This is a genomic window from Mycobacteriales bacterium (genome assembly GCA_035533475.1).
Lineage (GTDB): Bacteria > Actinomycetota > Actinomycetes > DATLTS01 > DATLTS01 > DATLTS01.
The window spans coordinates 57,855-81,175 of the sequence record DATLTS010000035.1; the positions used below are offsets into that span (position 1 = coordinate 57,855).

Consider the following 23,321-nt stretch of genomic DNA (forward strand, 5'->3'; position numbering starts at 1 on the left):
ACCCGTAGACTCGGGAGTCGTGCCCACCCGCGCCGACCTCCGCAACGTCGCAATCATCGCGCACGTCGATCACGGCAAGACCACCCTCGTGGATGCCATGCTCTGGCAGTCCGGTGCCTTCTCCGCGCATCAGGCGGAGAACGACTCGGTCCGTGACCGGGTAATGGACTCGATGGATCTCGAGCGCGAGAAGGGCATCACCATTCTCGCGAAGAACACCGCGGTCCGTTGCGGCGACGTCACCATCAACATCGTCGACACGCCCGGGCACGCCGATTTCGGCGGCGAGGTGGAGCGCGGGCTGGCCATGGTCGACGGCGTCCTGCTCCTGGTAGACGCCAGCGAGGGACCGCTCCCGCAGACCCGCTTCGTATTGCGCAAGGCCCTGGAGAGCCGGTTGCCGGTCGTGCTGGTCGTCAACAAGGTCGACCGCCCGGACGCCCGGATCGCGGAGGTCGTCGACGAGGTGTACGAACTGTTCCTCGACCTCGACGCCGACGAGCAGCAGATCGATTTCCCGATCCTGTACTGCTCGGCCCGTTCCGGCCGGGCTTCGATCGAGCGCCCGAAGGACGGCGACCAACCCGACAGTCCGGACCTGCGCCCGCTGTTCGACGTCCTGCTGACCACGGTCCCCGCGCCCAGCTACGACGAGGCCGTGCCGCTGCAAGCGATGGTGACCAACCTCGACGCGTCGCCCTACCTCGGCCGGCTGGCGATCTGCCGGATCCACAACGGGGTGATCCGCCGCGGCCAGCTGGTCGCGTGGTGCCGACTCGACGGCGGGATCGAGAAGGTGCGGCTCTCCGAGCTCCTGATCACCGACGCGCTGGAGCGCCGCCCGGCCGAGCAGGCCGGCCCCGGCGACATCGTCGCCCTCGCTGGGATCCCGGAGATCACGGTGGGCGAGACGGTCGCCGATCCCGACGATCCCCGGCCGCTGCCGGCGCTTCGGGTGGACGAGCCGAGCATCTCGATGACCATCGGCGTCAACACCGCCCCGCTCGCGGGCGGCAGCGGGACCAAGCTCACCGCCCGGCTGATCCAGAACCGGCTGGCCACCGAGCTGGTCGGGAACGTCTCGCTGCGGATCGCGACCACCGAACGACCGGACACCTGGGAGATCCAGGGCCGCGGGGAGCTCCAGCTCGCCGTCCTGGTGGAGTTGATGCGCCGGGAGGGCTTCGAGCTCACCGTCGGCAAGCCCCAGGTGGTCACCCGCCACGTCGACGGCAAGCTGCACGAACCGGTAGAGCGGCTCACCGTGGACGTTCCCGAGCAGTTCGTCGGCGTCGTGACCCAGCTGCTCGGCATGCGCCGGGGCCGGCTCGAGCAGATGGTCAACCACGGCACCGGGTGGGTCCGGATGGAGTACCTGGTGCCCGCCCGCGGGCTGATCGGTTTCCGCACCGAGTTCCTGACCGAGACCCGCGGCACCGGGCTGATCCACCATGTCTTCGAACGGTACGAGCCCTGGCACGGTGAGCTGCGGACCCGGCCCACCGGCTCGCTGGTGGCCGACCGGTCGGGGGTGACGACGGCCTATGCGCTGTTCGCGCTACAGGATCGCGGGCAGCTTTTCCTCGGCCCGGGCACCGAGGTCTACGAAGGCATGATCATCGGCGAGAACGCCCGCGCCGACGACATGGATGTCAATCCCACCAAGGAACGCAAGCTCACCAACATGCGCTCGTCAACGGCCGAGGAGCTCGAGCGGCTGGTGCCACCGAGGCCGCTCGGCCTCGAACAGGCCCTCGAGTTCTGCCGGGAAGACGAGTGCATCGAGGTGGCGCCGGCGATGGTCCGGCTGCGCAAGGTCACGCTGTCCGCAGCCGCGCGGGGCCGCAGCCGGGGTCGGCGCGCGGCGGCCGACGCCGCAGCGGATTAGGCGCAGGGCGGCGGATCGGCCAACCCCGTAGGCGAGGATGGCCTGGTGAGGACCGTCCCCCGCCGGCGCGCCCGCTGGCTCGTGCCGATCCTGGCGGCCGCACTAGTGGCACTCGCCACGGCAATCCCGGACCTCGCCGCGGGCAGCCCGGCGCCACGACTGCCGGGCGTGACCCCGTTGCAGCTGCTCGGTGCGCTCGGTCACGTCGACTTCCCCGGCGTGGTCGGGGAGGCGGAGCTGACCGTCAACCTCGGGCTACCCGACCTCCCGGACGGCGCCCTGGGCAGCTCTCCGTTGCTGGGGCTGCTCGGGAGCCATCCGGTCCAGGTCTGGATCGCCGCGGACGGTCGTTTCCGCTTGGCCGTCCTGGGCCGCCTCCAGGAGCAGGACATCGTCGACGACGGCCACCTGGTGTGGATCTACAACTCGGTCGACAACTCGGTGATCCGGATCCCGCTGTTCGCGGCGAGATCGCCGGCGCGGGCAAACCGTTCGGGTCGGCCCGGCATCGGCATCGGCGTGCTACTGGCCGCAGCCGCCGCAGACACGGCGAGCGGCGTCGGGCCACCGGTCCGGATCGCCGGCCGCCCTTGCTACCAGCTGGTCCTCGCGCCACGCAGCCCGGACACCCTGCTGCGCTCGCTCCGGCTGGCGATCGACCCGCAGAGCGACCTCCCGCTGCGCCTCCAGTTGTTCGGCAGGTCGAGCACACCCGCGGTCGAACTGACCTTCACCTCGATCCGGGTCGCGGCGCCACCGGTTGCCCTGCTGAGCTTCACCCCACCACCGGGTGTCGGGACCGGCCAGCTGCTCACCACCGCCCGCTCCGGAACGCCGACGAGCACGCAGATCAGGCTCGGGGATGGATGGGACGCGGTCGCCGTCCTGGACCATTTTCCCCTCAACGGCGGCTCCGCCGCCCTCATCACCGAACTCGGCAGTAGAACCCAGACGGGTGTGCTGCTCACCACCAGCCTGCTCTCCGTGCTGCTCACCCGGTCGGGACGGCTGATCGCCGGGCCGGTCCCGCCCGACCGACTCGCCAACGTTGCCGGCAGTCCATGACCGCGGCGATCGCGACCGACGGGCTCACCAAACACTTCCGGGGGGCACCCAGTGCGGCGGTCGACCACCTGGCGCTCGACGTGCCGGTCGGCGCGGTCTACGGGTTCCTCGGTCCGAACGGCTCGGGCAAAACCACCACGATCCGGATGCTGCTCGGCCTGATCTCCCCAACCGAGGGGTCGGTCGAGCTGTTCGGCCAGCCGATCCCCGGCGCGTCGGCCCGACTCCTCCCCCGGGTCGGTGCGCTGGTCGAGGGGCCCGCCTTTCATCCTTACCTGTCCGGCCGGGCGAACCTGCGCCGGCTGGACGCGGTGGACGCGACCGTGGACCCCGGGACCTCGCCGGCCCGGGTCGACTCGGCACTCGACCGGGTCGGCCTGCTCGCCGCGGCCGAAAAGCGCTACCGGGTGTACTCGCTGGGCATGCGGCAGCGGCTCGGGCTGGCGGCGGCGCTGCTCCGACCGCGTGACCTGTTGGTGCTCGACGAGCCGACCAATGGCCTGGACCCGCAGGGCACCCGCGAGGTGCGGACGCTGATCCGCGACGTCGCCGCCGACGGGCTCACCGTCTTCGTCTCCTCGCACCTGCTGGCCGAGGTCGAGCAGACCTGTAGCCATGTGGGGATCATGGGCGCCGGGCGGCTCGCATACCAGGGTTCGCTCCGGGACCTGCACGCCCAGGGCGTCCGGCGGGCCCAGGTCACCACCCCCGACCCGGGCCTGGCCCGGGACATCCTGGCCGGCCTGCCGACCGTCGACGTGGCGACCACCGCCGACGGCCCCGAGGGCGCGCTGCTGAGCGTCGCGCTGGGCTCCGCCGCGGCGGAAGACGTGGTCGCCGCGCTGGTTCGAGCTGGCGTGCGGATCCGGGGTTTCACGGTGGAACGGGCCACGCTCGAAGACGTCTTCGTCGCGTTGACCGGTGAGGGTTTCGATGTCGCCCGCTGAGCCGCCGGCCCACCCCGGGGCGTTTCGGCGGGCACTGGGCAGCGAGCTGCGGCTCGTCTACGGACGCCGGCGCAACCAGGTTCTGCTCGTCGTCCTGGGGGCCGGCGCGATGCTGCTCGGGATCGCGGTGAAGGCGTCCAGCCCGCACACCGGGCAGGGGCCCCAGTTCCTCGACCGGGTCGCCGGCAACGGCATGTTCCTCGTCTTCGGCGCCCTCGTGGTCATGCTTCCGGTCTTCCTCCCGCTGGTGGTAGCCGTCGTCGCCGGTGACAGCCTGTCCGGCGAGGCGAGCAGCGGAACGCTGCGCTACCTGCTCACGGTGCCGGTGGGGCGGACCAGGCTGCTCGTCATGAAATGGCTGGCCGCACTGCTGTTCGCGACCAGCGCCGTGTTCACCATCGCCATCGTCGCCCTGATCACCGGCGCCGTTCTCTTCCCGTTCGGCCGGGTCACCCTGCTGTCCGGGAGCACGGTCAGCCTGGCCGACGGGCTGCTCCGCTCGGCCGGCATCGCCGGGTACGTCGCGATCTCGCTGGTCGGACTGGTCACCATCGGACTGGCCTTCTCGACCCTGACCGAGGTGCCCGTCGCGGCGATGGCCCTGACGCTCGGCTTCGTCATCGTCGCCGCCGTGCTCGACACGGTGCCGCAGGTCGCCTGGTTGCACCCCTACCTGCTCGACGAGCATTGGCTCGACTTCGGGGAACTGCTCCGGGCCGCCCCCCGGGCCGGGCCGCTGCTCGCCGGGATATGGGTGCAGGTGTCGTACACGGTCGTCGCCGGCGCGGTCGCCTGGGCCAGGTTCGGCTCAGCCGACATCACCGTTTGAGCCGCGCTGGAGCCAGCTCTGCCGCGCCCCGATGTCGGCGTTCGCGCGGCCAGCGGAACGGGCGGCGGCGGTCACCGGGGTGGGCCATAGCTTGTCGATCTCGGCGTTGAGCTCGGCACCGACGAGCACCGCCAGCGCAGTGATGTAGAGCCAGATCAGCACGGCGACGACGGCACCGAGCTGGCCGTAGGCCGACGTGCCGGTCACCTGGGTGGACAGGTACAGCCGGAGCAGGTAGCTGCCGAGCAGCCACAGCGCGAGCGCCACGGCCGCGCCCGGCAGGGTCCGTCGCCACGGCACCCGGACCGGCACGGCGACGTGGTAGAGCGTCGCCAGCAGCGCGGTGCTCACCACCGCGACGACCGGCCAGTACAGGATCCCGACCACCGTCGAGGACAGTGCCCGGGAGACCAGCTTCGGCCCGGCGACGAGCAGCGGAAGCACGGCGATCCCGACGACGACCCCCGCGAGGTAGATGGCGAAGCTCACCAGACGGCTGCGGATGATCCCGCGGATGCCGTGCAGCTCGTAGGCGATCGTGATCGCATCCACGTAGACGTTCATCGCCCGCGAGCCCGAGTACAGGGAGATCAGGAAGCCGATCGACACCACCCCGGCCCGCCCGGAGGTGAGGACGTTGTTCAGGATCGGTTGCACGACCGTGGTCACGGTGTGCGGGGCGAGCACGGCCTGCGCGGCCTTGAGCACCTCCAGCCGGATGTCGTTGATCGTGTCGGCGCCGAGGACCCCATGCAGGTATCCGAGGGTGCCGAGCACCCCGAGCGCGAGCGGCGGCAGGGACAGCAGCGCCCAGAAGGCCGCCTCCGCGGCGAGGCCGGTGACCCGGTCCCGGAACAGCTCGACGACGGTGCCCCGGACCAGCGTCCAGGCGGCCGGCAGCCCGTGCGGCCGGGCCGGTACGGGCAGGGCCCCGCCCTCGCCAGGCTGCGTCTCGACGGCGGATGCCACTCAACCACGGTAGGGGTGGGGCACTCCACACCGGACTGAACCATGGTTCACTCTTTAGATGGCCTACCGGCGCACCGCCTCCGTCGAAGCCCGGCTCGCCGGAACCCGACGCCGGCTGCTCGACGCGGGCGTCGATCTGCTCGCGCAGGACGGGTACAACGGGCTGACCGTCGATGCGCTGGCCCGGGCGGCCGGGGTCGCCACCGGCACCGTCTACCGGCACTTCAGCGGCAAGCCGGCGCTCGTCACCGAGCTGTTCCGGGAGCTGGCGGCCACCGAGCTCGCGGCGGTGCGGCGGGCCGCCGCCGGTCCCCGGCCGGCCCCCGACCGGCTCGCGGCCGCGGTCGCCACCTTCGCCGCGCGCGCGCTCGCGGCGCCACGGGTCGCGTTCGCCTTGCTCGCCGAACCCGCCGATCCCGCCATCGACGTCGCCCGGCTGGCCTTCCGCCGGGCCTACGCCGAGCTGTTCGCCGGGCTGATCGCCGAGGCGGTCGACGCCGGCGAGCTCCCGCCCCAAGATCCCGCGGTCAGCGCGGCCGCCCTGGTCGGCGCGATCGGCGAAGCCCTGATCGTGCCCCTCGCCGCCCCCCCGCGGGTCCCCGCCGGCTCGGCCGACCGGCTGATCGCCGAGCTGATCGGCTTCTGCCTGCGCGGCGCCGGCGGGTCCGGTCCGCACCGAGAATCGAGGCTGCCCGCATGAGTCGCACCCACGAAGTCACCAACCAGGTCCCGCCACTCGTCGACTACGACGTCGCCGGCGCCGACCACGCCCTGGTCGAGGGCGTCGAGCGGCACGCCGACTGGGCCGTCGAAGGGCTCGCGGAACTTGGCCGACTGGCCGGCTCCGAACCAGCCCAGCGCTGGGGCCGCGAGGCCAACGAGTTCCCGCCCCGGTTGCTGACCCACGACCGGTACGGCAACCGGATCGACGAGGTGGAGTTCCACCCGTCCTGGCACCGGCTGATGGAGGTGGCGGTCGGCGCCGGGTTGCACGCCGCACCCTGGCAGCACCCGACCCCGGGCGCGCACGTCGACCGGGCGGCGCGCTTCTACACCTGGTCCCAGGTGGAGGGCGGACACGGGTGCCCCATCTCGATGACGTATGCGGCGGTACCGGCGTTAAAGATGGAACCGGCGGTCGCGGCGACCTGGGTGCCCCGGCTGACCGCGCCCACCTACGACTTCGGGCTGCGTTCCCCCGGCGCGAAGCTCGGCTGCCTGGCCGGCATGGGGATGACCGAGAAGCAGGGCGGCTCCGACGTCCGGGCCAACACCACCCGGGCGGTGCCCACCGGCGCCGACGGCGAGTATCTGCTCACCGGGCACAAGTGGTTCTGCTCGGCGCCGATGTGCGACATGTTCCTCGTGCTCGCGCAGGCTCCCGGTGGCCTCACCTGCTTCCTGGTGCCGCGGGTGCTCGAGGACGGCACCCGCAACCCGTTCCGGCTACAGCGGCTCAAGGACAAGCTGGGCAACCGGTCCAACGCGTCGAGCGAGGTGGAGTTCGAGGACACCTGGTCGGTCCGGATCGGCCCCGAGGGGCGGGGTGTCCCCACGATCATCGAGATGGTGACCCTCACCCGACTCGACTGCGTCACGGGCTCGGCGGCGTTGATCCGCCAGTCGGTCGCCCAGGCCTGCCACCATGCCCGGCACCGGCGAGCCTTCGGTGACTACCTCGTCGACAAGCCACTGATGAACGCGGTCCTGGCCGACCTTGCGGTCGAATCGGAGGCTGCGACAACGCTCATGCTGCGCCTCGCCGCCGCGGTCGACGCCGCGGATGACCCTGTCGAGGCCGCGTTCGCCCGGCTCGCCCTGGCGGCCGGGAAATACTGGGTGTGCAAGCGCGGCGCAGCGGTCACCGCGGAGGCCCTGGAGTGCCTCGGGGGCAACGGTTTCGTCGAGGAGAGCGGGATGCCCCGGCTCTACCGGGAGGCCCCGCTCAACTCGATCTGGGAGGGCTCCGGCAACGTCAACGCGCTCGACGTGCTCCGGGCGCTCGGCAAGGAACCGGAGAGCGTCGTGGCGTTCGAGGCCGAGCTCGCCCACGCCCGCGGCGGTGATCGGCGCCTCGACGCCGAGGCGGATGCGCTGCGCGGGGACCTGGCCGAAGCCGCGGCCGATCCGGTCGGAGCACAACGCACCGCCCGGCGGCTCGTCGAGCGCATCGCCCTTGTCCTTCAGGGGACGTTGCTCGTGCGGTTCGCCCCGCCGGCGGTGGCCGACGCCTTCTGCGCCAGCCGGTTGGGCGGCGACTGGGGACACGCGTTCGGCACCCTGCCGCGGGGAACCGACACGGCGTCCATCGTCGAGCGCGCCACTCCGAAGCCGGGCTGAGCGCCGGCCCCCCGGTAGCCTGCCTTCGGATGGTGAACGTCGGGGGCCACGGGCCGAACGGAGGCGGATGAGGATCTGGCCAGGGGCGCCGTACCCGCTCGGCGCAACGTTCGACGGCACCGGAACGAACTTCGCCCTGTTCTCCGAAGCCGCGCAGCGCGTGGACCTGTGCCTGTTCGAGCCCGACGGCACCGAGACCCGGGTCACGATGCCGGAGCGCGACGCGCTGGTCTGGCACGCGTACCTCCCGGACGTCGGGCCGGGGCAGCGGTACGGCTTCCGGGTGCACGGCCCGTACGAACCCGCGACCGGCATGCGCTGCAACCCGGCGAAGCTGCTGCTCGACCCCTACGCGAAGGCGATCGACGGGCAGGTCGACTGGAAGCCGCCGGTCTTCTCCTACGACTTCGGCGACGAGGACAGCCTCAACACCGAGGACTCCGCCGCACACACGATGAAATGCGTGGTGGTCAGCCCGTACTTCGACTGGGACAACGACCGGCCGCCGCGCCGCGCCTACAACGAAACGGTCATCTACGAGGCGCACGTCCGCGGGCTCACCATCAACCATCCCGGGATCCCGACCGAACTGCGCGGCACCTACGCCGGGTTGGCGCACCCGGCGATGATCGAGTACTTCACCCGGCTCGGGATCACGGCCGTCGAGTTGATGCCCGTGCACCAGTTCGTGCACGACTCCCGGCTGGTCGAGCGCGGGCTGTCCAACTATTGGGGTTACAACACGATCGGGTTCTTCGCCCCTTACTCCGGCTACTCCTCGGTCGGCCTCGAGCGCAGCGTCCAGGAGTTCAAGGGGATGGTGAAGTCCCTGCACGAGGCGGGGATCGAGGTCATCCTCGACGTGGTCTACAACCACACGGCCGAGGGGAACCACCTGGGGCCGACCCTGTCGTTCCGCGGGATCGACAACCCGGCGTACTACCGGCTCGTCGAGGACGAGCCGCGCTACTACATGGACTACACCGGGACCGGAAACTCGCTCAACGTTCGGCACCCCCACGCCCTACAGGTCATCATGGACTCGCTGCGGTACTGGGTGATCGACATGCACGTCGACGGTTTCCGGTTCGACCTTGCGTCCGCCCTGGCCCGCGAGTTCTACGACGTCGACCGGCTCTCGACGTTCTTCGACCTCGTCCAGCAAGACCCGGTGGTGAGCCAGGTCAAGCTGATCGCGGAGCCCTGGGACGTCGGCGAGGGCGGCTATCAGGTCGGCGGCTTCCCGCCGCTCTGGTCGGAGTGGAACGGGAAGTACCGCGATTGCGTCCGCGACTTCTGGCGGGGCGAGCCGGCGACCCTCGCCGAGTTCGCCTCCCGTTTCACCGGCTCCAGTGACCTGTACGCGTCGAGTAGCCGCCGCCCCTACGCGTCGGTGAACTTCGTCACGGCGCACGACGGCTTCACGCTGCACGACCTGGTCTCCTACAACGACAAGCACAACGGCGACAACGGCGAGGACAACCGGGACGGCGAGAGCCACAACCGGTCCTGGAACTGCGGGGCGGAAGGGCCCACCGACGACCTCGAGATCGTGGCCCGGCGGGAGCAGCAGAAACGCAACTTCCTCACCACGCTGATGCTTTCTCAGGGCGTGCCGATGTTGCTGCACGGTGACGAGCTCGGGCGGACCCAGCGCGGGAACAACAACACCTACTGCCAGGACAACGAGATCGCGTGGGTGGACTGGTCTGCCGCGCGGGAGAACGACCTGCTCACCGAGTTCACAGCGAAGCTCATCCACCTGCGCCGGGATCACCCGGTGTTCCGGCGCCGGCGCTACTTCGACGGCCTGCCCTTCCGCGGCTCCGCGGGCCTCGACGACATCGCGTGGCTCACCCCGTCGGGGACCCCCATGTCCGACGACGACTGGGCGACCGGCTTCGCCAAGTCCATCCAGATCTTCCTCAATGGTGGCGGGATCCACGAGATGGATGCCCGCGGCGAGCAGGTCGTGGACGACTCGTTCCTCCTGCTCTTGAACGCCCACCACGAGTCACTCGAGTTCACCATCCCCGACGAGAGCTACGGCGCGACCTGGGAACTCGTGATCGACACCGCGGCGCCGCTGGTCGACGTGGAGCTCGACCCCGACGGAGGCGCCAAACCGGGGGCCGTCCGGACCGTCGACGCCCGATCCATGCTCGTCTTCCAGCGTGCCTTCTGACCGGACGCCGACGGCCACCTACCGGATCCAGCTCCAGCCCGGATTCGGTTTCGCCGCCGCCGCTGCCGCCGTGCCGTACCTGGCTCGGCTCGGCGTCAGCCATCTCTACCTCTCCCCCATCCTGCAGGCCGTACCGGGTTCCACCCACGGCTACGACGTCGTCGACCACGGCCGGCTCTCCGCCGAGCTCGGCGGGGAGCCGGGCTGGCGGCGGCTGGTCGACGCAACCCGAAGCGCCGGGCTCGGCATCGTCGTCGACCTGGTCCCCAACCACATGGCGATCCCCGCCCCCGAGTGGCTCAACCCGGTCATCTGGGACGTGCTCCGCGACGGCCGCGGCGCCACCCACGCCGGCTGGCTGGACGTGGACTGGTCGGCCGGACATGACCGGCTGGTGTTGCCGCTGCTCGCCGACCCCGCGGACACCCCGGTGCTGGATCCCCGCGGCGGCCCGGGCGACACCCCGGTGCTGCGCTACCGCGAACACGCCTTCCCGCTGGCCCCGGGCACCGAGCGGCTCGGGCCGCAGGCCCAGCTCGACGCTCAGCACTACCGGCTCGCGCACTGGCGCGAGGACCCCAACTACCGTCGCTTCTTCAACGTCAACTCGCTGATCGCGATCCGGGTGGAGGAGCCGGCGGTCTTCGACTCGACGCACCGCCTGCTTCTCGACAAGCTGGCCAGCGGCGACGTCACGGGACTGCGGGTCGACCATCCGGACGGGCTGGCCGACCCGGACGGCTACCTGTCCCGGCTCCGCGCGCGCGCCCCTGAGGCGTGGATCGTGGTCGAGAAGATCCTCGAACCCGGCGAGCCGCTGCGCGCCGCGTGGCCGGTCGCCGGCACGACCGGCTACGACGCGCTGGACGCGGTCAGCAACGCCTTCGTCGACCCCTCGGCCGCCCCCCGGCTGACCGAGATCTACCGGCGGCGGACCGGGATCCGACAACACTTCGCGGCGCTGGCGGTGGATACGAAGCGGGCTACCGCGTTGCGCCTGCTCCGGGCCGAAACGAACCGGCTGGCACGCGCCGCCGGCCGGCCGCTGGCGATCGAGCCGATGGCCGAACTGCTCGCCGCATGGCCGGTGTACCGGACGTACGTGCCGGCCGGCGGCCCGGCGGACGACTCCGATGCCCGGGTGGTCGCCGAGGCGGCCGCCGTCGCCGGGGCGAACCGGCCGGCTGACATCCCGCTGTTCGCCGAGTGGACTCACCGGATCCTCGCCGGGGACGGTGAGCTGAGCCGCCGCTTCCAGCAGACGACCGGAATGGTCACGGCCAAGGGCGTGGAGGACACCGCCTTCTACCGCTACCACCGGCTTTCCGCGCTGTGCGAGGTGGGCGGGAACCCGGGCCGGGTGGGCGCCCCGACCGCCGCCTTCCACGCATTCGCCGGCCGGCTGGCCCGGGACTGGCCGTGCACCATGACCACACTGTCCACGCACGACACCAAGCGGGCGGAGGACGTGCGGGCCCGGCAGCTCGTCGTCGCCGAGATCCCCGGCGAGTGGGATGACGCGGTCGAACGCTGGCACCAGCGGGCAACGGCACCCGACCCGAACATCGAGTACCTGTTCTGGCAGACCCTGGTCGGCGCGTGGCCGCTGTCGCCCGAGCGGGCGGCGGGCTACCTCGAGAAGGCCGCCCGGGAAGCCAAGGAGCACACCAGCTGGACCGACCCGGAACCGCTCCATGAGGACGCCCTCCGGCGATTCTGCGATGCCGTGTTCGCCGACGCCGCGCTGCTCGACGACCTCGCCGGTTTCGTCGCCCGCATCGACTCGGCGGCCGCCGCGGTCAGCCTCGGAAGCAAGCTCGCCCAGCTCACGATGCCCGGGATCCCGGACGTCTACCGGGGAGCTGAGACGGTCAGCCGGGCCCTCGTCGACCCGGACAACCGGGCGCCGATGGATCTCGAGGACCTGACCGGAAGGCTCGACCGGCTGGCCGATCTCACCGGGCCGCCACCGCCGTCCGAGCTGGCCGAGGCGAAGCTGTGGCTGACCACCCGGACCCTGCGGCTGCGCCGGGAGCACCCGGAATGGTTCGACGCGGCAGCCGGCTACACCCCGGTCACCGCCGAGGGGCCGGCCGCCGGACACCTGCTCGGCTTCCGCCGCGGCGGGCCGGTCACGGTGCTCACCCGGCTCCCGGTCGGGCTGGCCGGAGCCGGCGGTTGGCGGGACACCGCGTTGGACCTGGCCCCCGGCGGCGCGACCGACGCGTTGACCGGGCGGCGGCACCCCGGCGGCCGGTGCCGGGTGGCCGATCTGCTCGAGATCTGGCCGGTCGCTTTGCTCGTGCCCGGGGCAGGGTAGGCCCAGCGGGGTGGCAACGTTGCGGGTTTGGGCGCCGGCCGCCGGCCGGGTCGACGCTGCGCTCGGCGCGGACCGGCGGGAGATGCGCCTCGAGGGCGGCGGCTGGTGGTCGGTGGTGGCGCCCGACCTCGGCGCCGGCGACGACTACTCCTTCGCGATCGACGGCGGGGACGGGCTACCGGATCCGCGTTCGGCCTGGCAGCCACAGGGCGTTCTCGGCCCGTCGCGCCTGGTGGACCACGGCAGCTTCGCCTGGCACGACGACAACTGGCGGGGGGTCCCGGTAGCCGGCCGGGTCCTCTACGAGCTGCACATCGGCACCTTCACCCCGGAAGGGACATTCGACGCGGCGGCGCTGCGCCTGCCCGATCTGGTCGAGTTCGGCATCGACGTCATCGAGCTCATGCCGGTGGCGGCGTTCGACGGGGACCGCGGCTGGGGGTACGACGGGGTCGCGCTCTACGCCGTGCACGAACCCTACGGCGGCCCGGAAGGCCTCAAGCGCTTCGTCGACGCGGCCCACCGGCTCGGCCTGGGTGTGGCACTCGACGTCGTCTACAACCACCTGGGCCCGTCGGGAAACGTGCTCGGCCGGTACGGCCCGTACTTCACCGGGGAGCACCAGACGCCCTGGGGGTCCGCGGTCAACCTGGACGGGCCGGGGTCGGACGAGGTTCGGGCGTTCCTCATCGACAACGCGCTCGCCTGGCTGCGCGACTACCACGTCGACGGGCTGCGGCTCGACGCCGTCCACGCCCTCGCCGACGACCGGGCCACCCATGTGCTCGAGGAGCTGGCCATCGAGGTGCAGTCGCTCGGCGCGCGGCTCGGTCGCGCGGTCTTCCTGATCGCCGAGTACGACCGCAACGACCCCCGGCTGATCACCTCGCGGGAGGCCGGTGGCTACGGCCTCGACGCGCAATGGTGCGACGACGTCCACCACGCCATTCACGCGACCCTCACCGGCGAGCGGCAGGGCTACTACTGCGACTTCGGATCCCTCGCCACGCTCGGCAAGGCGCTGAGCGGTGGATTCGTCCATGACGGGACGTACTCCGCTTTCCGGGAACGGGGGCACGGCCGGCCGTTCGACCGGTCCCGGGTCCCCGGCCACCGGTTGGTCGCCTACGCCCAGACCCACGACCAGGTCGGGAATCGGGCGACCGGCGAGCGGATCTCGTCGCTGATCCCGGTCGAGCGGCTGCACATCGCCGCAGCGCTCGTTCTCACCAGCGCGTTCACGCCGATGATCTTCATGGGCGAGGAGTGGGGCGCGTCGACCCCTTGGCAGTACTTCGCCTCCTTCGCGGACCCCCAGCTGTCCCGGGCGGTCACCGAAGGTCGCCGCGCCGAATTCGCCGACCACGGTTGGGATACGACCGAGGTCCCGGACCCGGTCGATCCGGCGACCGCCCAGCGCTCGATCCTCGACTGGGCCGAGCGGGAGGCGGCCGAGCATGCCGAGCTCCTCGACTGGCACCGCCGGCTGATCCGGCTGCGCCGGGAGATGCCCGACCTCGCGGACGGCCGACTCGACCGGGTCGTGTGCAGCTACGACGAGGCGGCCGGCTGGTTCGTCATGCGCCGCGGCGGTCTCGCCGTCGTCGTCAACCTGGCCCCGGCTCGGCAGCCGATCCCGGTCGGCGCCACCCCCACCGGCGTGCTGCTCGCGTCAGCCGGGGGCTTCGTCTACCGGGACGGCGAGGTCGAGATCGACGCCGACTCGGTGGCGATCGTCGCGGTCGCGGACCGGCCCGTCGCCGGGCCGCACGCCGAGAGCCCACCGGCGAGTTAGCCGCCCCGCCCGCCCGTGATTCACTGCGGCATGCGTCGCCTGTACCCGGAGCCGGCGGACCCGGTGGACCTCGCCGAGATGTACGCGGTGAGCGGCGAGCGCCACGTGCGGGCGAACATGGTGGCCACCGTCGACGGGGCGATCTCCGTGGACGGGCGGTCGGGGGGTGTGTCCGGGCCGGCCGACCACGAGCTCTTCCTCCTGCTCCGCGGCCTAGCCGACGTCATCCTGGTCGGGGCCGGCACGGTGACGGCGGAAAGCTACGGACCGGCCCGCCCCACGGCCGCGATCCGGGAGCAGCGCCGGGCCCGCGGGCTGGCCGAGGTCCCCCCGGTGGCCGTGGTCACGTCCCGGCTCTCCCTCGACCTCGGGCTGCGCTTTTTCACCGAGGCCGTCGTCCGACCGCTGGTCCTCACCACGGCGCGCGCCCCGGCGGGGCGGCGGTCGGCCGCCGCGGAACTGGCCGACGTCGTCGTCGTCGGCGACGACTCGGTCGATCTGCCGGGCGCGCTGGCGGAGCTGGCCGACCGGGGGTTGGGCCGGGTGCTCTGCGAGGGCGGTCCGACGCTGCTGGCACAGCTGGTCGCCGCCGGCGTCCTCGACGAGCTCTGCCTCACCATCAGCCCGCTGCTGGTCGGCGGCGACGCGCCTCGGATCCTGAAAGGCGGACCGGTGGGCCCGCGCCCGGCCCGGCTGATCCATCTCCTCGAAGCCGACGGCGAGCTGTTCGCCCGGTACGCCCTCGGGTCACCGGGCTAGCTTCGGGCTAGCTCTGGGCTAGCTTCGGGCTAGCTCCCCCCCGCGGCGGCGTCTGCGCTTCGACCGCGCAGCTGCCCGTCATGCCGCCGGTCGCTCCGAATGATCAACGCTGTCGTCGACCGATCCTCTTACCTGTTCGGCTGGTCAGCCATGCAGCGCCGTGCGGGCAGTTTCGACCTTCATGACCAAGCGCCCAGTACCCGTCACGGGTTGGAAACCGTGGTGGCGATAGAACCCGTGGGCCGCATCGTCGATGGCATCGACAAGGATCAGCCGTCCGCCAGCGGCGCCGGCCGCGGCCACGATGACCTCTAGGGCGTCAAGCAGGAGTTGAGTTCCCTGACCTCGACCGTGCAGGCTTCGGTCCAACGCGAGGCGGGCCAGCAGATAGGTCGGAAGCACGCTGAACCCAGCGGAGAACGACCGCGGCACGTCAGCCCGCGACACCTGAGCCGGGGTGACTGAGTAGTAGGCGACGACGCGCACACCAGCCGGTTCAGCCCAGACATAGGTGCGGGCCGTGCCCGCACGCTGGGCGCGCAGCGCGCTGTCGTTCAACCAGGTGGTGAGCTCGGCGACGCCGGAGTCGAAGGAAGCCAGATCGTGCTCCTCGGCCAGTAGCGCCGAACGCCATTGGCTCACCTCCGAGAGTAGCCACGGCGGCGGGCGGCGGCCTTAGCCAGCACGGGAGCGGGATCGGCCTGCTCCAGGGAGTCGATCAGCGCGTCGAACTGCTCGGCGGGCATCACCGTGCTGTCAGAACGGGCCAAGACCCGATCGGCCTCAGCCAAGGCGCTGCGCAACACGAACGCGGACAGTGACTCCTGCCCCAGCGCGGCGGCGGCAGCCATGCGCTCCCGGCTGGCCTGGTCGGCGCGTAGCTCGACGCGGGCAGACTTCGCCATCGTCGTTCACCTCCCTGGCGGAAATGTACGGTACTTGTACGGCGTCGTCCAGCGGTCTACCCCCCGGGGGATGACAGGGCCCCGGAGAGGTGCTTCCTCGTCGTAGCCAACGAATCCTCCGTCACCGACAGCTTCGGCACGTGACATGGCCGATCAATCAGGACCAGCGTGGATCGAGCCGGAGGGCAGCACCCATTGCGTTGGTTGACCAGTGTGTTCGCCGATCAGGTCGAAGTCAGCGTCGTAGTGCAACACGCTGACCCGGTGACGCTCTGCGACGGCAGCGATCAGCAGGTCGGGCAGGGTCACCCCGCGATGCTGACCTGAGCGCGCCAGCGACTCTTGCACATCGATGGCACGGCGGAAGTCAGTGTCCTCAGTGTTCAGCCACTCGTAGAGCCCGTCTAGGTCGGCACGGGTGCGGAGGTAATCGGCGACGTTGCGCGCGCTGTAAAGCAATTCGAGGTGACTGACCCCGCAGAGCGCGAGCAGCCCAGCATCGAGCAGTGGAGTGAGCACGTTGCTAACGCGGGGCAGGTGAGCGCGGGCGAGGGCGCTCTTGTCGAGCAGGTAGGTCGCTATCGCCACGCTTCGCCCATCACCTCGGGATCGAGCAGGTCCGACAGTGCGCCACCGCGGATGAAGTCGACATGGCGCGCAGCCGCCCTACGACGCAAAACGTCGCGCAGGGCCGAGTTGATGGTGTCCTTCTTGGTCCTGGTACCCAACTCCGTCGCCACTTGCGCGAGTAACTCGTCATCGACATCCACGAGTGTCTTAGCCATCACCACTCCATATATCTCCTGGTTGCCATGAGGATATCCGGCGGCCCTGGGGAGTGTCCAACACCTTCCTGCCCAACCTGATCAACACCGCACCGGTCCGACCGTTGACGTTGGTGGAAGTGCAGATGAAAATTCGACAGCCACCGAGCCCCGTCGAGGCGCGCCACCCGCGTGACCCGCGCGCCGTGTCCCACTGGTCCGCCAAGATGGTCGGGTGGACCTCCCCGTCATGCCGCCGGTCGCTCCGATGCTGGCCAAGTCCGTCCCGACCATCCCCGGGCCGGGAGAGTTCACCGGCGGGGTCCTCTACGAGCCGAAATGGGACGGCTTCCGGTCGATCGTGTTCCGGGACGGCGACGAGGTCGTAATCGGCAGCCGCAACGAGCGCCCGCTGACCCGATACTTCCCCGAGGTGGTCGACGCGGCCCGACGGGAACTGCCGCCGCGGTGCGTCGTCGACGGTGAGATCGTCATCGCGACCGGGAGCGGTCTGGATTTCGAGGCCCTGCTCCAGCGGATCCATCCGGCCGACTCGCGGGTCCGGCTGCTCGCGGCACGGACCCCCGCATCATTCGTCGCCTTCGACCTCCTCGCGGTGGGCGATGAGGACCTCACGGGCGCCCGGTTCGGGGAGCGCCGGACCCGCCTCGTCGGGGAGCTCGCCGGGGCGGGGCCGCCGGTACACGTGACCCCGGCCACAGACGACCTCGCGATCGCCAGCGAATGGTTCGAGATGTTCGAAGGGGCCGGCCTGGACGGCGTCGTCGCGAAGCCGCTGGACGTCCGTTACCGCCAGAACGAGCGGGCGATGTTCAAGATCAAGCATGCCCGCACAGCGGATTGCGTGGTCGGCGGGTTCCGGTGGCACAAGTCCGGGCCCGTGGTCGGCTCGCTGCTGCTCGGCTTGTATGACGACGCCGGTCGACTTCACCACGTGGGCGTGGCGGCCTCATTCCCGATGACCCGCCGGCGCGAGTTGCTCGACGAGCTGGAGCCCTACCGGGTGGAGGCCCTGGACGGGCACCCGTGGCAGTCCTGGGCCGAAGCGGAGGGGTCGGCTCGGCTACCCGGCGCCCAGTCCCGCTGGAATGCCGGCAAGGACTTGTCGTGGGAGCCGGTGCGCGCCGATCTGGTCTGCGAGGTGGCCTACGACCACATGCAGGGCGAGCGATTCCGGCACGCTACCCGGTTCCTGCGCTGGCGGCCCGATCGCCAACCCGCGTCGTGCACCTACGCCCAATTGGAACGGCCGACGCGCTTCAACCTGTCCGAGGTGCTCGGGGGGAGCTGACGCCGGCGGCGAGACGAGCCCGGACATCGCGGGTAACGACCCGCTCGGCGAGAAACGAGCAGAACGGCACGGTGCCGGCGGCCATGACGAGCAGGGCCCGGACCGGGTGCCAACGACACCTGATGGCCAGGTCGATGGCGGCGAGCAGGTAGGCGATGAACAGGAACCCGTGCAGCGGTCCGACGATCTCGACCACGATCTTGTTGCCACCGGCGTACCTCAGCGGCACGCCGACGCAGACCAGGATCACCAGGCCGGTGCCGACTACGTAGGCGAGCACGCGATATCGGGTGAGCGCGGCGGACAACGCTATGCCCGGGTGCTCGCGTGCAACCGGGCGAGGTAACGGTTGTACGCCGCGAGCTCGGCGTCCTCCTCGGCATCGGCCGGCGGTACCGGCCGCCGGTTCGCCACGACGAGGGTGCGCGGCAGCGACGGCTCGCCGACCTTCCCGTCCGGCCCGGGCCGCGCCCGCGGTCGGGCGACTTCGCGGACCGCCCGCCCCCAGCCGTAGAGGACGACCGCGGCGAAGGTCCACCACTGCAGGCCGTAACCCAGGTTCACCAGGTCGCCCGAGCCGTAGAGGGCCTTGTCCCACTGCCACCGGCCGAGCAGCGCGCAGGCCGAGATGCCGGCGATCACGAGCAGCGTCAAACCCCACCACTTCGGCGACTTCAGCACCCGGCCCACGCGGTCGAGGTTACCCGCTGCCGTCGCTGGCTTCCGGCCTGCCCGGCCCGCGGTCTCCGGGCCGCTCCGCTGCCCCGATCACGCTGGGTGACTGATCCGATCTGACTAGGGACAGTCACGCAGAGCAGCCGTTACGGTGCGTACAGTTATCGATCGGTTCCGGCGGTTGCGGGGTCACTCAGTGTTCAGGTCGTCCGCTCCCAGGCGCGACACGCAGGGGCCGCGGGCAGCCCTGTCGCCCGCTGCGCGGACCGATGTGGCGATGTCGTTGCTCCGCGCCGGGGCGGTGATCGTGTCCCTGCTCGCCACCCGGACCGTCGGCCGGGCGGGGTCGGAGCACTTCGAGCTGAGCCGGCCGGTGGTCGCGCACCTGCTCCTCCTGGCGACGGTGCCGGTCACGCTGGCGCTGGCTCTCCGGCTGCGCCGGGACCGCCAGGTTCGCGTCCTCGGCGCGCTGGCGACCCTCGCCGATATCGCGTTCTACGCCGGCTTCCAAGCGGCCTTCCACGGGATACCCGGCATCGGGACGGCCGTCGTTCTGGTGATTCTCATCGAGGGTCCGGTCCGTTACGGGTTGATCGGGTCGCTCGCCACCGCTGTGCCGGTCTGCCTGATCACGGTGATCTGGCCTCAGCTCGACACGACCCGCCACCGGTTGGGTTCGACGACGGCGATCCTCATCGTGCTCGGCATCACGGTCCTGTCGACGCTGGCCCACCGGATGGTGCGCCGCAACAGCGCGGCCGTGCGGGACGCGCAGGAGCGGTTCGAGGTCGCGTTTCAGCACACCACCGCAGGGATCGCGGTCCTCGACGGCGACGGGGTCGTGACCGAGGTCAACCCGGCCCTGCTGCGTCTGCTCGGCCGTCCCGACGGCCTACCGCCCGGAACCCGCTTCACCGAGTTGGCCCCGGAGCCCACCCGGACGGTGGTGGCGGACGCCATCGGCCACGTCCTGTCCGAGCGTGCGCCGGGAGCCCGGCTGAAGATCCGGCTGGCCGGGTCGGACGGCGACCGGTGGGCATTCCTCTCGGTCGCCCGGCTCGGGCCGGCGGACGGCCGCTCGCGGCTGCTGGTTCAACTCGAGGACATAACCGAACGCGAGATCATCGAGCATCGCCTGTCCGCCCAGGCGCGGTGCGACGCCCTCACCGGGTTGGGCAACCGTTTGCTGCTGATGGACGTCGTCGACCATGACCTGCGCGGCGGGTCCGGGCTGCCCTCCGGGCTGCTTTTCGTCGATCTCGACCGGTTCAAGCAAGTCAACGACGCACTCGGGCATGCCAGCGGGGACGAGCTGCTCATCGCCGTCGCCGACCGGATCCGGCGACTCGTGCGACCGGCGGATGTCGTCACCCGGATCGGCGGTGACGAGTTCGTCGTCCTCTGCCGTGCCCTGACCGCGCCGGATGAGGCCGTCTTCGTCGCCCGCAGAATCGTGGAGGCGCTACGCGAACCGGTATCGGTCAGCCGTGGTGAGGTGATCTCCTACGCCAGCATCGGGGTCGCGCTTTCAGACGGTGGCGACACGTCCGCCGACTCGTTGCTAGCAGATGCGGACACCGCGATGTACCGGGCCAAGCAGGCCGGCGGGAACCGGGTCGAGGTGTTCAGCCTGCCGATGCGGCAAGCGGTGCGCCGCCACCACGCGCTGGAGACCAAGTTGCGACAGGACCTGGTGGCCGAGCGCCTCGAACTGCACTACCAGCCGATGGTGGACCTTCGCACCGGTTCCTTCAGCGGGGTGGAGGCGCTGCTGCGGTGGCCGGGCGACGCCGACATCGACGTTGGTGACGCGATCAGCGTCGCAGAGGAGAGCGACCTCATCGTCCAGGTCGGCGAATGGGTTCTGGCGACGGCACTCGCCGGTGGCCCCCGGTGGCGGGCCCCGGCCGGAGCCCCCGCAGCGGCGCAACTCGCGATCAACGTGTCCACCCGGCAGCTGGTCCGACCGGGCTTCATCGAATCGGTGCTGTCGCTGCTCGAAGCCACCGACACCTACCCGGCCCAGGTGTGCCTGGAAGTCACCGAGACGGCGCTCGTCGAGAACGTCGAACCGGTCGTCGCAGTGCTCGAGGAACTGCGCGGGCACGGGTTCCGGCTCGCGATCGACGACTTCGGCACGGGCCACGCGTCGTTGACCTACCTGGCCCGGTTCCCGGTGGACGCGGTCAAAGTGGACCGTTCCTTCGTCGCCGGGCTCGGCAACGACCCGGCCAGCGAGGTCATCGTGCGCAGTGTCGTGGCCATGGCGCATGCGCTCAAGATGAGCGTGGTCGCCGAGGGCGTCGAGACGCTGACCCAGCTCGAGATCCTGCTCGACGCCGGGTGCGACACGGCTCAAGGCTTCCTGTTCGCCCGCCCGCTGCCCCGCGCGGCCTGCGCGGAGGCCCTGGCCAACTCGGTGCCCTGGCCGGTCGCCCTGGCCGATCGTCGGAGCGGTCCCGACCGTGGCTACCCGGTCCCGGACATCGAGCCGGCCCGCCGCTACCGCCTGCTTCTGGACCTCGCTCGCGACGTCACCGCCCGGCTCGATCTCAACGAGGTCCTGACCTCCACCTTCGTGGCCCTGCGCCAGCTCGTGGCCTTCACCGGGGGCTCGATCCAGCTGGTGCGGGACGGCCACATTCAACTTTCCGCCGGCGACCCGGAGCCGGACGCCAGGGCCTGGGCGGCCCGCATCCCGCTCGGCTCCGGCGTCGGCGGGAAGATCGCGGCCAGCGGCGAGCCGCGCTACATCCCGGACGTCCTGGCCGACCCCGACGTCTCGCCCAACGTTCTGCGCAACAGCGCGTCAGGCGGCGTGCGCAGCTACTACGGCGTGCCACTGATCGCCGAGGGCGCGGTGATCGGCGTGCTCCAGATCGACTCGACCCGATGCGAGGCGTTCAGCGAGGACGACCGGTTCACCGTGCTGGCCTTCACCCCGATCGTCGCCGCAGCCATCCAGAACGCCCGGCTGTTCGAGCGGGAGGCCAGTAGCGCCTTCCTCACCCTCCCCTACGCCGACCGTCCGTCGGCCCGGCGGGTCGGTCGACGCGTGCCCACCGAGAGCTGAACCTGGAGGCCGTCGTGCATCCCAGACGAATCGCCATTCCGTCCGTCCTCCTGCTGGCCAGCGTCGGCCTGGCGCCCTCCGCGGCCACCGCGGACACAACTTCGGCGCTGGCCTTCCAGAAGGGCCTCCAGCTCAGCGCGCCGTTCCCCTACGGGCTCGCGCAGGGCGAACCGACCATCAGGGTGGACAACACCGGTCTGATGTACGTGATGGCACCGGGCAGCACCCCGATCGGCTGCGAGCTGTGGACCTTGCCGCCGGGTGCGCAGTCCGACGCCTTCCGCGGAGCGCCCGACGACGGTGCCGGCGGCGGGGACTGCGACGTCGCGATCAGCCCCACCACGGCGGCCGGCCAGAGCAATCCGACGATGGCGTACTCCAGCCTGAGCCTGCCGAACATCACCGTCGGGAACACGACGGACGGCGGGGCCAGCTTCTCGACGCCCAATCTCGCGGCCTCCCAGGTCCCCGGCGATGACCGCCAGTGGATGGCCTGGGGCGACGCCAACACGGTGTACCTGGACAGCCACCTGTTGGCGACCGACAACATCGGGGTCTCCGCATCCACCGACGGCGGGCTGACGTACGCCTTCCGCGGGTTCGCGATCGATGCGGCGCACATCGCGCAGGCCGCGTACAACAACGAGCTCGGGCCACTGGTCGTTGACACCGTGAGCACGGCGTCCCCGCAGCCGCTGTACACGATCTTCACCGCGCCCGCCACGGCCCTCGAGAACCTGAACTCCGCGGCCGGGGAGACCGCGGACAACAACAACGCTGTGTACCTGGCGTCCTCGACCGACGGCGGGTACACCTGGACGGACACCCCGATCTGGGTCGGCCCGACGACCGAGACCTACGACCACATCTTCCCGGCGCTCGCGATCGATGCCAGCGGCAACCTGTGGGCAGCCTGGGCCAGCGCCGAGCACATATACGTGTCGCATGCCCCCACTCGAGGCGGCGACCTCGACGACCCGACGAGCACCGACCTGTCGGTGCAACTTCTGCCCGACCCCACGATCGACCTGAGTACCCAGCCGGCCGGGACGCTCGCCTGGTCCACACCGATCCAAATCGACCAGACGGGAGCGACGGCCAACCTCTACCCCTGGATCGCCGGGGGCGGCAACGGCCGTGCCGACCTGGTCTGGTACGCGGGCACCGGGGTAAGTAACTCCGACCCGACCAACCAGTGGGTTGTTCGCTTCGCCCAGTTGCACGCCACCAACCAGGGCCTCGCGGTGGACCAGACGGTGGCAAGCGACCATGTGATCCATTACGGGGAGATCTGTACCACCGGGGTCACCTGCGGGGTGACCGGCAACCGCAACCTGCTCGACTTCTTCACCGATGCGATCACCCCGGACGGCCGGGCCGTCATCGCCTGGGCGGACGATGCGACTTCGACGGGCGCCCAGATCTATGTCACCGAGCAGTGTTCCGGGGTGAACGCGCGCAGCGGCCAGCAACTGCCGGCGGTGTGCTGACCCCG

At 71.0% G+C, this 23,321-nt stretch carries 20 protein-coding genes; 13 read left to right on the forward strand and 7 right to left on the reverse strand.

Translation table 11 applies throughout. The features are described 5' to 3' along the window. The first annotated feature begins 19 nt into the window (after positions 1 to 19). Genes typA through VNG13_07725 form a run of 4 tightly spaced genes read left to right on the forward strand, consistent with a single transcriptional unit; the run spans position 20 to position 4,729 of the window. Positions 20 to 1,888, forward strand: a complete 1,869-nt coding sequence (typA, locus tag VNG13_07710) for a translational GTPase TypA (protein ID HVA60409.1) — start codon at positions 20 to 22, stop codon at positions 1,886 to 1,888. Between the two features lie 45 nt (positions 1,889 to 1,933). After that, on the forward strand, positions 1,934 to 2,953 hold the full coding sequence (locus VNG13_07715) for a sigma-E factor regulatory protein RseB domain-containing protein (protein ID HVA60410.1): 1,020 nt from the start codon (positions 1,934 to 1,936) through the stop codon (positions 2,951 to 2,953). Beyond that, a complete protein-coding gene (locus VNG13_07720; GenBank protein HVA60411.1) occupies positions 2,950 to 3,900 on the forward strand; it encodes an ABC transporter ATP-binding protein in 951 nt (316 codons plus the stop codon). The genes VNG13_07715 and VNG13_07720 overlap by 4 nt, the downstream gene beginning before the upstream one ends. Beyond that, entirely contained in the window at positions 3,887 to 4,729 is an 843-nt protein-coding gene (locus VNG13_07725) for an ABC transporter permease (protein ID HVA60412.1), read from the forward strand. Before VNG13_07720 ends, VNG13_07725 begins: the two co-directional genes overlap by 14 nt. Here VNG13_07725 and VNG13_07730 read toward each other — a convergent pair. After that, positions 4,709 to 5,698 carry a YihY/virulence factor BrkB family protein gene (locus tag VNG13_07730; protein ID HVA60413.1) on the reverse strand — a complete coding sequence of 330 codons (990 nt, stop codon included), beginning with the start codon at positions 5,696 to 5,698 and terminating at the stop codon, positions 4,709 to 4,711. The two genes, VNG13_07725 and VNG13_07730, sit on opposite strands and share 21 nt — an antisense overlap. Positions 5,699 to 5,756: 58 nt before the next feature. On the opposite strand from VNG13_07730, the gene VNG13_07735 reads away from it, so the two are divergent. From VNG13_07735 to VNG13_07760, 6 genes are all read left to right on the forward strand, one after another. Next, positions 5,757 to 6,398 (forward strand): TetR/AcrR family transcriptional regulator, encoded by a 642-nt coding sequence (locus VNG13_07735; GenBank protein ID HVA60414.1) that lies wholly within the window; start codon positions 5,757 to 5,759, stop codon positions 6,396 to 6,398. Next, on the forward strand, positions 6,395 to 8,038 hold the full coding sequence (locus tag VNG13_07740; GenBank protein ID HVA60415.1) for an acyl-CoA dehydrogenase family protein: 1,644 nt from the start codon (positions 6,395 to 6,397) through the stop codon (positions 8,036 to 8,038). Before VNG13_07735 ends, VNG13_07740 begins: the two co-directional genes overlap by 4 nt. Positions 8,039 to 8,105: 67 nt before the next feature. Then, entirely contained in the window at positions 8,106 to 10,223 is a 2,118-nt protein-coding gene (glgX, locus tag VNG13_07745) for a glycogen debranching protein GlgX (protein ID HVA60416.1), read from the forward strand. Then, positions 10,213 to 12,543, forward strand: coding sequence for a malto-oligosyltrehalose synthase (treY, locus tag VNG13_07750; protein HVA60417.1), 2,331 nt, complete (start codon positions 10,213 to 10,215; stop codon positions 12,541 to 12,543). The genes glgX and treY overlap by 11 nt, the downstream gene beginning before the upstream one ends. Positions 12,544 to 12,553: 10 nt before the next feature. Beyond that, on the forward strand, positions 12,554 to 14,338 hold the full coding sequence (gene treZ / locus VNG13_07755) for a malto-oligosyltrehalose trehalohydrolase (protein HVA60418.1): 1,785 nt from the start codon (positions 12,554 to 12,556) through the stop codon (positions 14,336 to 14,338). Positions 14,339 to 14,368: 30 nt separating this feature from the next. Further along, complete coding sequence (locus VNG13_07760; protein HVA60419.1) at positions 14,369 to 15,097, forward strand: pyrimidine reductase family protein; 729 nt, start codon at positions 14,369 to 14,371, stop codon at positions 15,095 to 15,097. Between the two features lie 144 nt (positions 15,098 to 15,241). Here VNG13_07760 and VNG13_07765 read toward each other — a convergent pair whose 3' ends face one another. The 4 genes from VNG13_07765 to VNG13_07780 all read right to left on the reverse strand — a co-directional run bounded on the left by VNG13_07765 (position 15,242) and on the right by VNG13_07780 (position 16,787). Next, positions 15,242 to 15,739, reverse strand: a complete 498-nt coding sequence (locus VNG13_07765; GenBank protein HVA60420.1) for a GNAT family N-acetyltransferase — start codon at positions 15,737 to 15,739, stop codon at positions 15,242 to 15,244. After that, the gene (locus VNG13_07770) at positions 15,736 to 16,002 is read right to left on the reverse strand and encodes a DUF1778 domain-containing protein (protein ID HVA60421.1); all 267 of its coding nucleotides are present in this window, start codon (positions 16,000 to 16,002) and stop codon (positions 15,736 to 15,738) included. The genes VNG13_07765 and VNG13_07770 overlap by 4 nt, the downstream gene beginning before the upstream one ends. A 153-nt stretch (positions 16,003 to 16,155) precedes the next feature. Next, a complete protein-coding gene (locus VNG13_07775; GenBank protein ID HVA60422.1) occupies positions 16,156 to 16,590 on the reverse strand; it encodes a PIN domain nuclease in 435 nt (144 codons plus the stop codon). Further along, complete coding sequence (locus VNG13_07780) at positions 16,581 to 16,787, reverse strand: type II toxin-antitoxin system VapB family antitoxin (GenBank protein ID HVA60423.1); 207 nt, start codon at positions 16,785 to 16,787, stop codon at positions 16,581 to 16,583. The genes VNG13_07775 and VNG13_07780 overlap by 10 nt, the downstream gene beginning before the upstream one ends. Before the next feature lie 214 nt (positions 16,788 to 17,001). Here VNG13_07780 and VNG13_07785 point away from each other — a divergent pair, with 214 nt between their 5' ends. Next, positions 17,002 to 18,078: an ATP-dependent DNA ligase gene (locus VNG13_07785; GenBank protein ID HVA60424.1), complete on the forward strand. Its 1,077-nt coding sequence runs from the start codon at positions 17,002 to 17,004 to the stop codon at positions 18,076 to 18,078. On the opposite strand, the gene VNG13_07790 is transcribed toward VNG13_07785, so the two are convergent. Both VNG13_07790 and VNG13_07795 read right to left on the reverse strand, forming a co-directional pair. Next, entirely contained in the window at positions 18,047 to 18,385 is a 339-nt protein-coding gene (locus VNG13_07790; GenBank protein HVA60425.1) for a DUF3817 domain-containing protein, read from the reverse strand. The two genes, VNG13_07785 and VNG13_07790, sit on opposite strands and share 32 nt — an antisense overlap. A gap of 2 nt (positions 18,386 to 18,387) precedes the next feature. After that, on the reverse strand, positions 18,388 to 18,768 hold the full coding sequence (locus VNG13_07795) for a transcriptional regulator (protein ID HVA60426.1): 381 nt from the start codon (positions 18,766 to 18,768) through the stop codon (positions 18,388 to 18,390). 262 nt (positions 18,769 to 19,030) lie between these two features. Between VNG13_07795 and VNG13_07800 the strand changes: the two genes are divergently transcribed. Both VNG13_07800 and VNG13_07805 read left to right on the forward strand, forming a co-directional pair. After that, positions 19,031 to 21,826, forward strand: coding sequence for an EAL domain-containing protein (locus tag VNG13_07800; GenBank protein HVA60427.1), 2,796 nt, complete (start codon positions 19,031 to 19,033; stop codon positions 21,824 to 21,826). A gap of 14 nt (positions 21,827 to 21,840) precedes the next feature. Further along, the gene (locus VNG13_07805) at positions 21,841 to 23,316 is read left to right on the forward strand and encodes a hypothetical protein (GenBank protein ID HVA60428.1); all 1,476 of its coding nucleotides are present in this window, start codon (positions 21,841 to 21,843) and stop codon (positions 23,314 to 23,316) included. Positions 23,317 to 23,321: the final 5 nt, after the last annotated feature.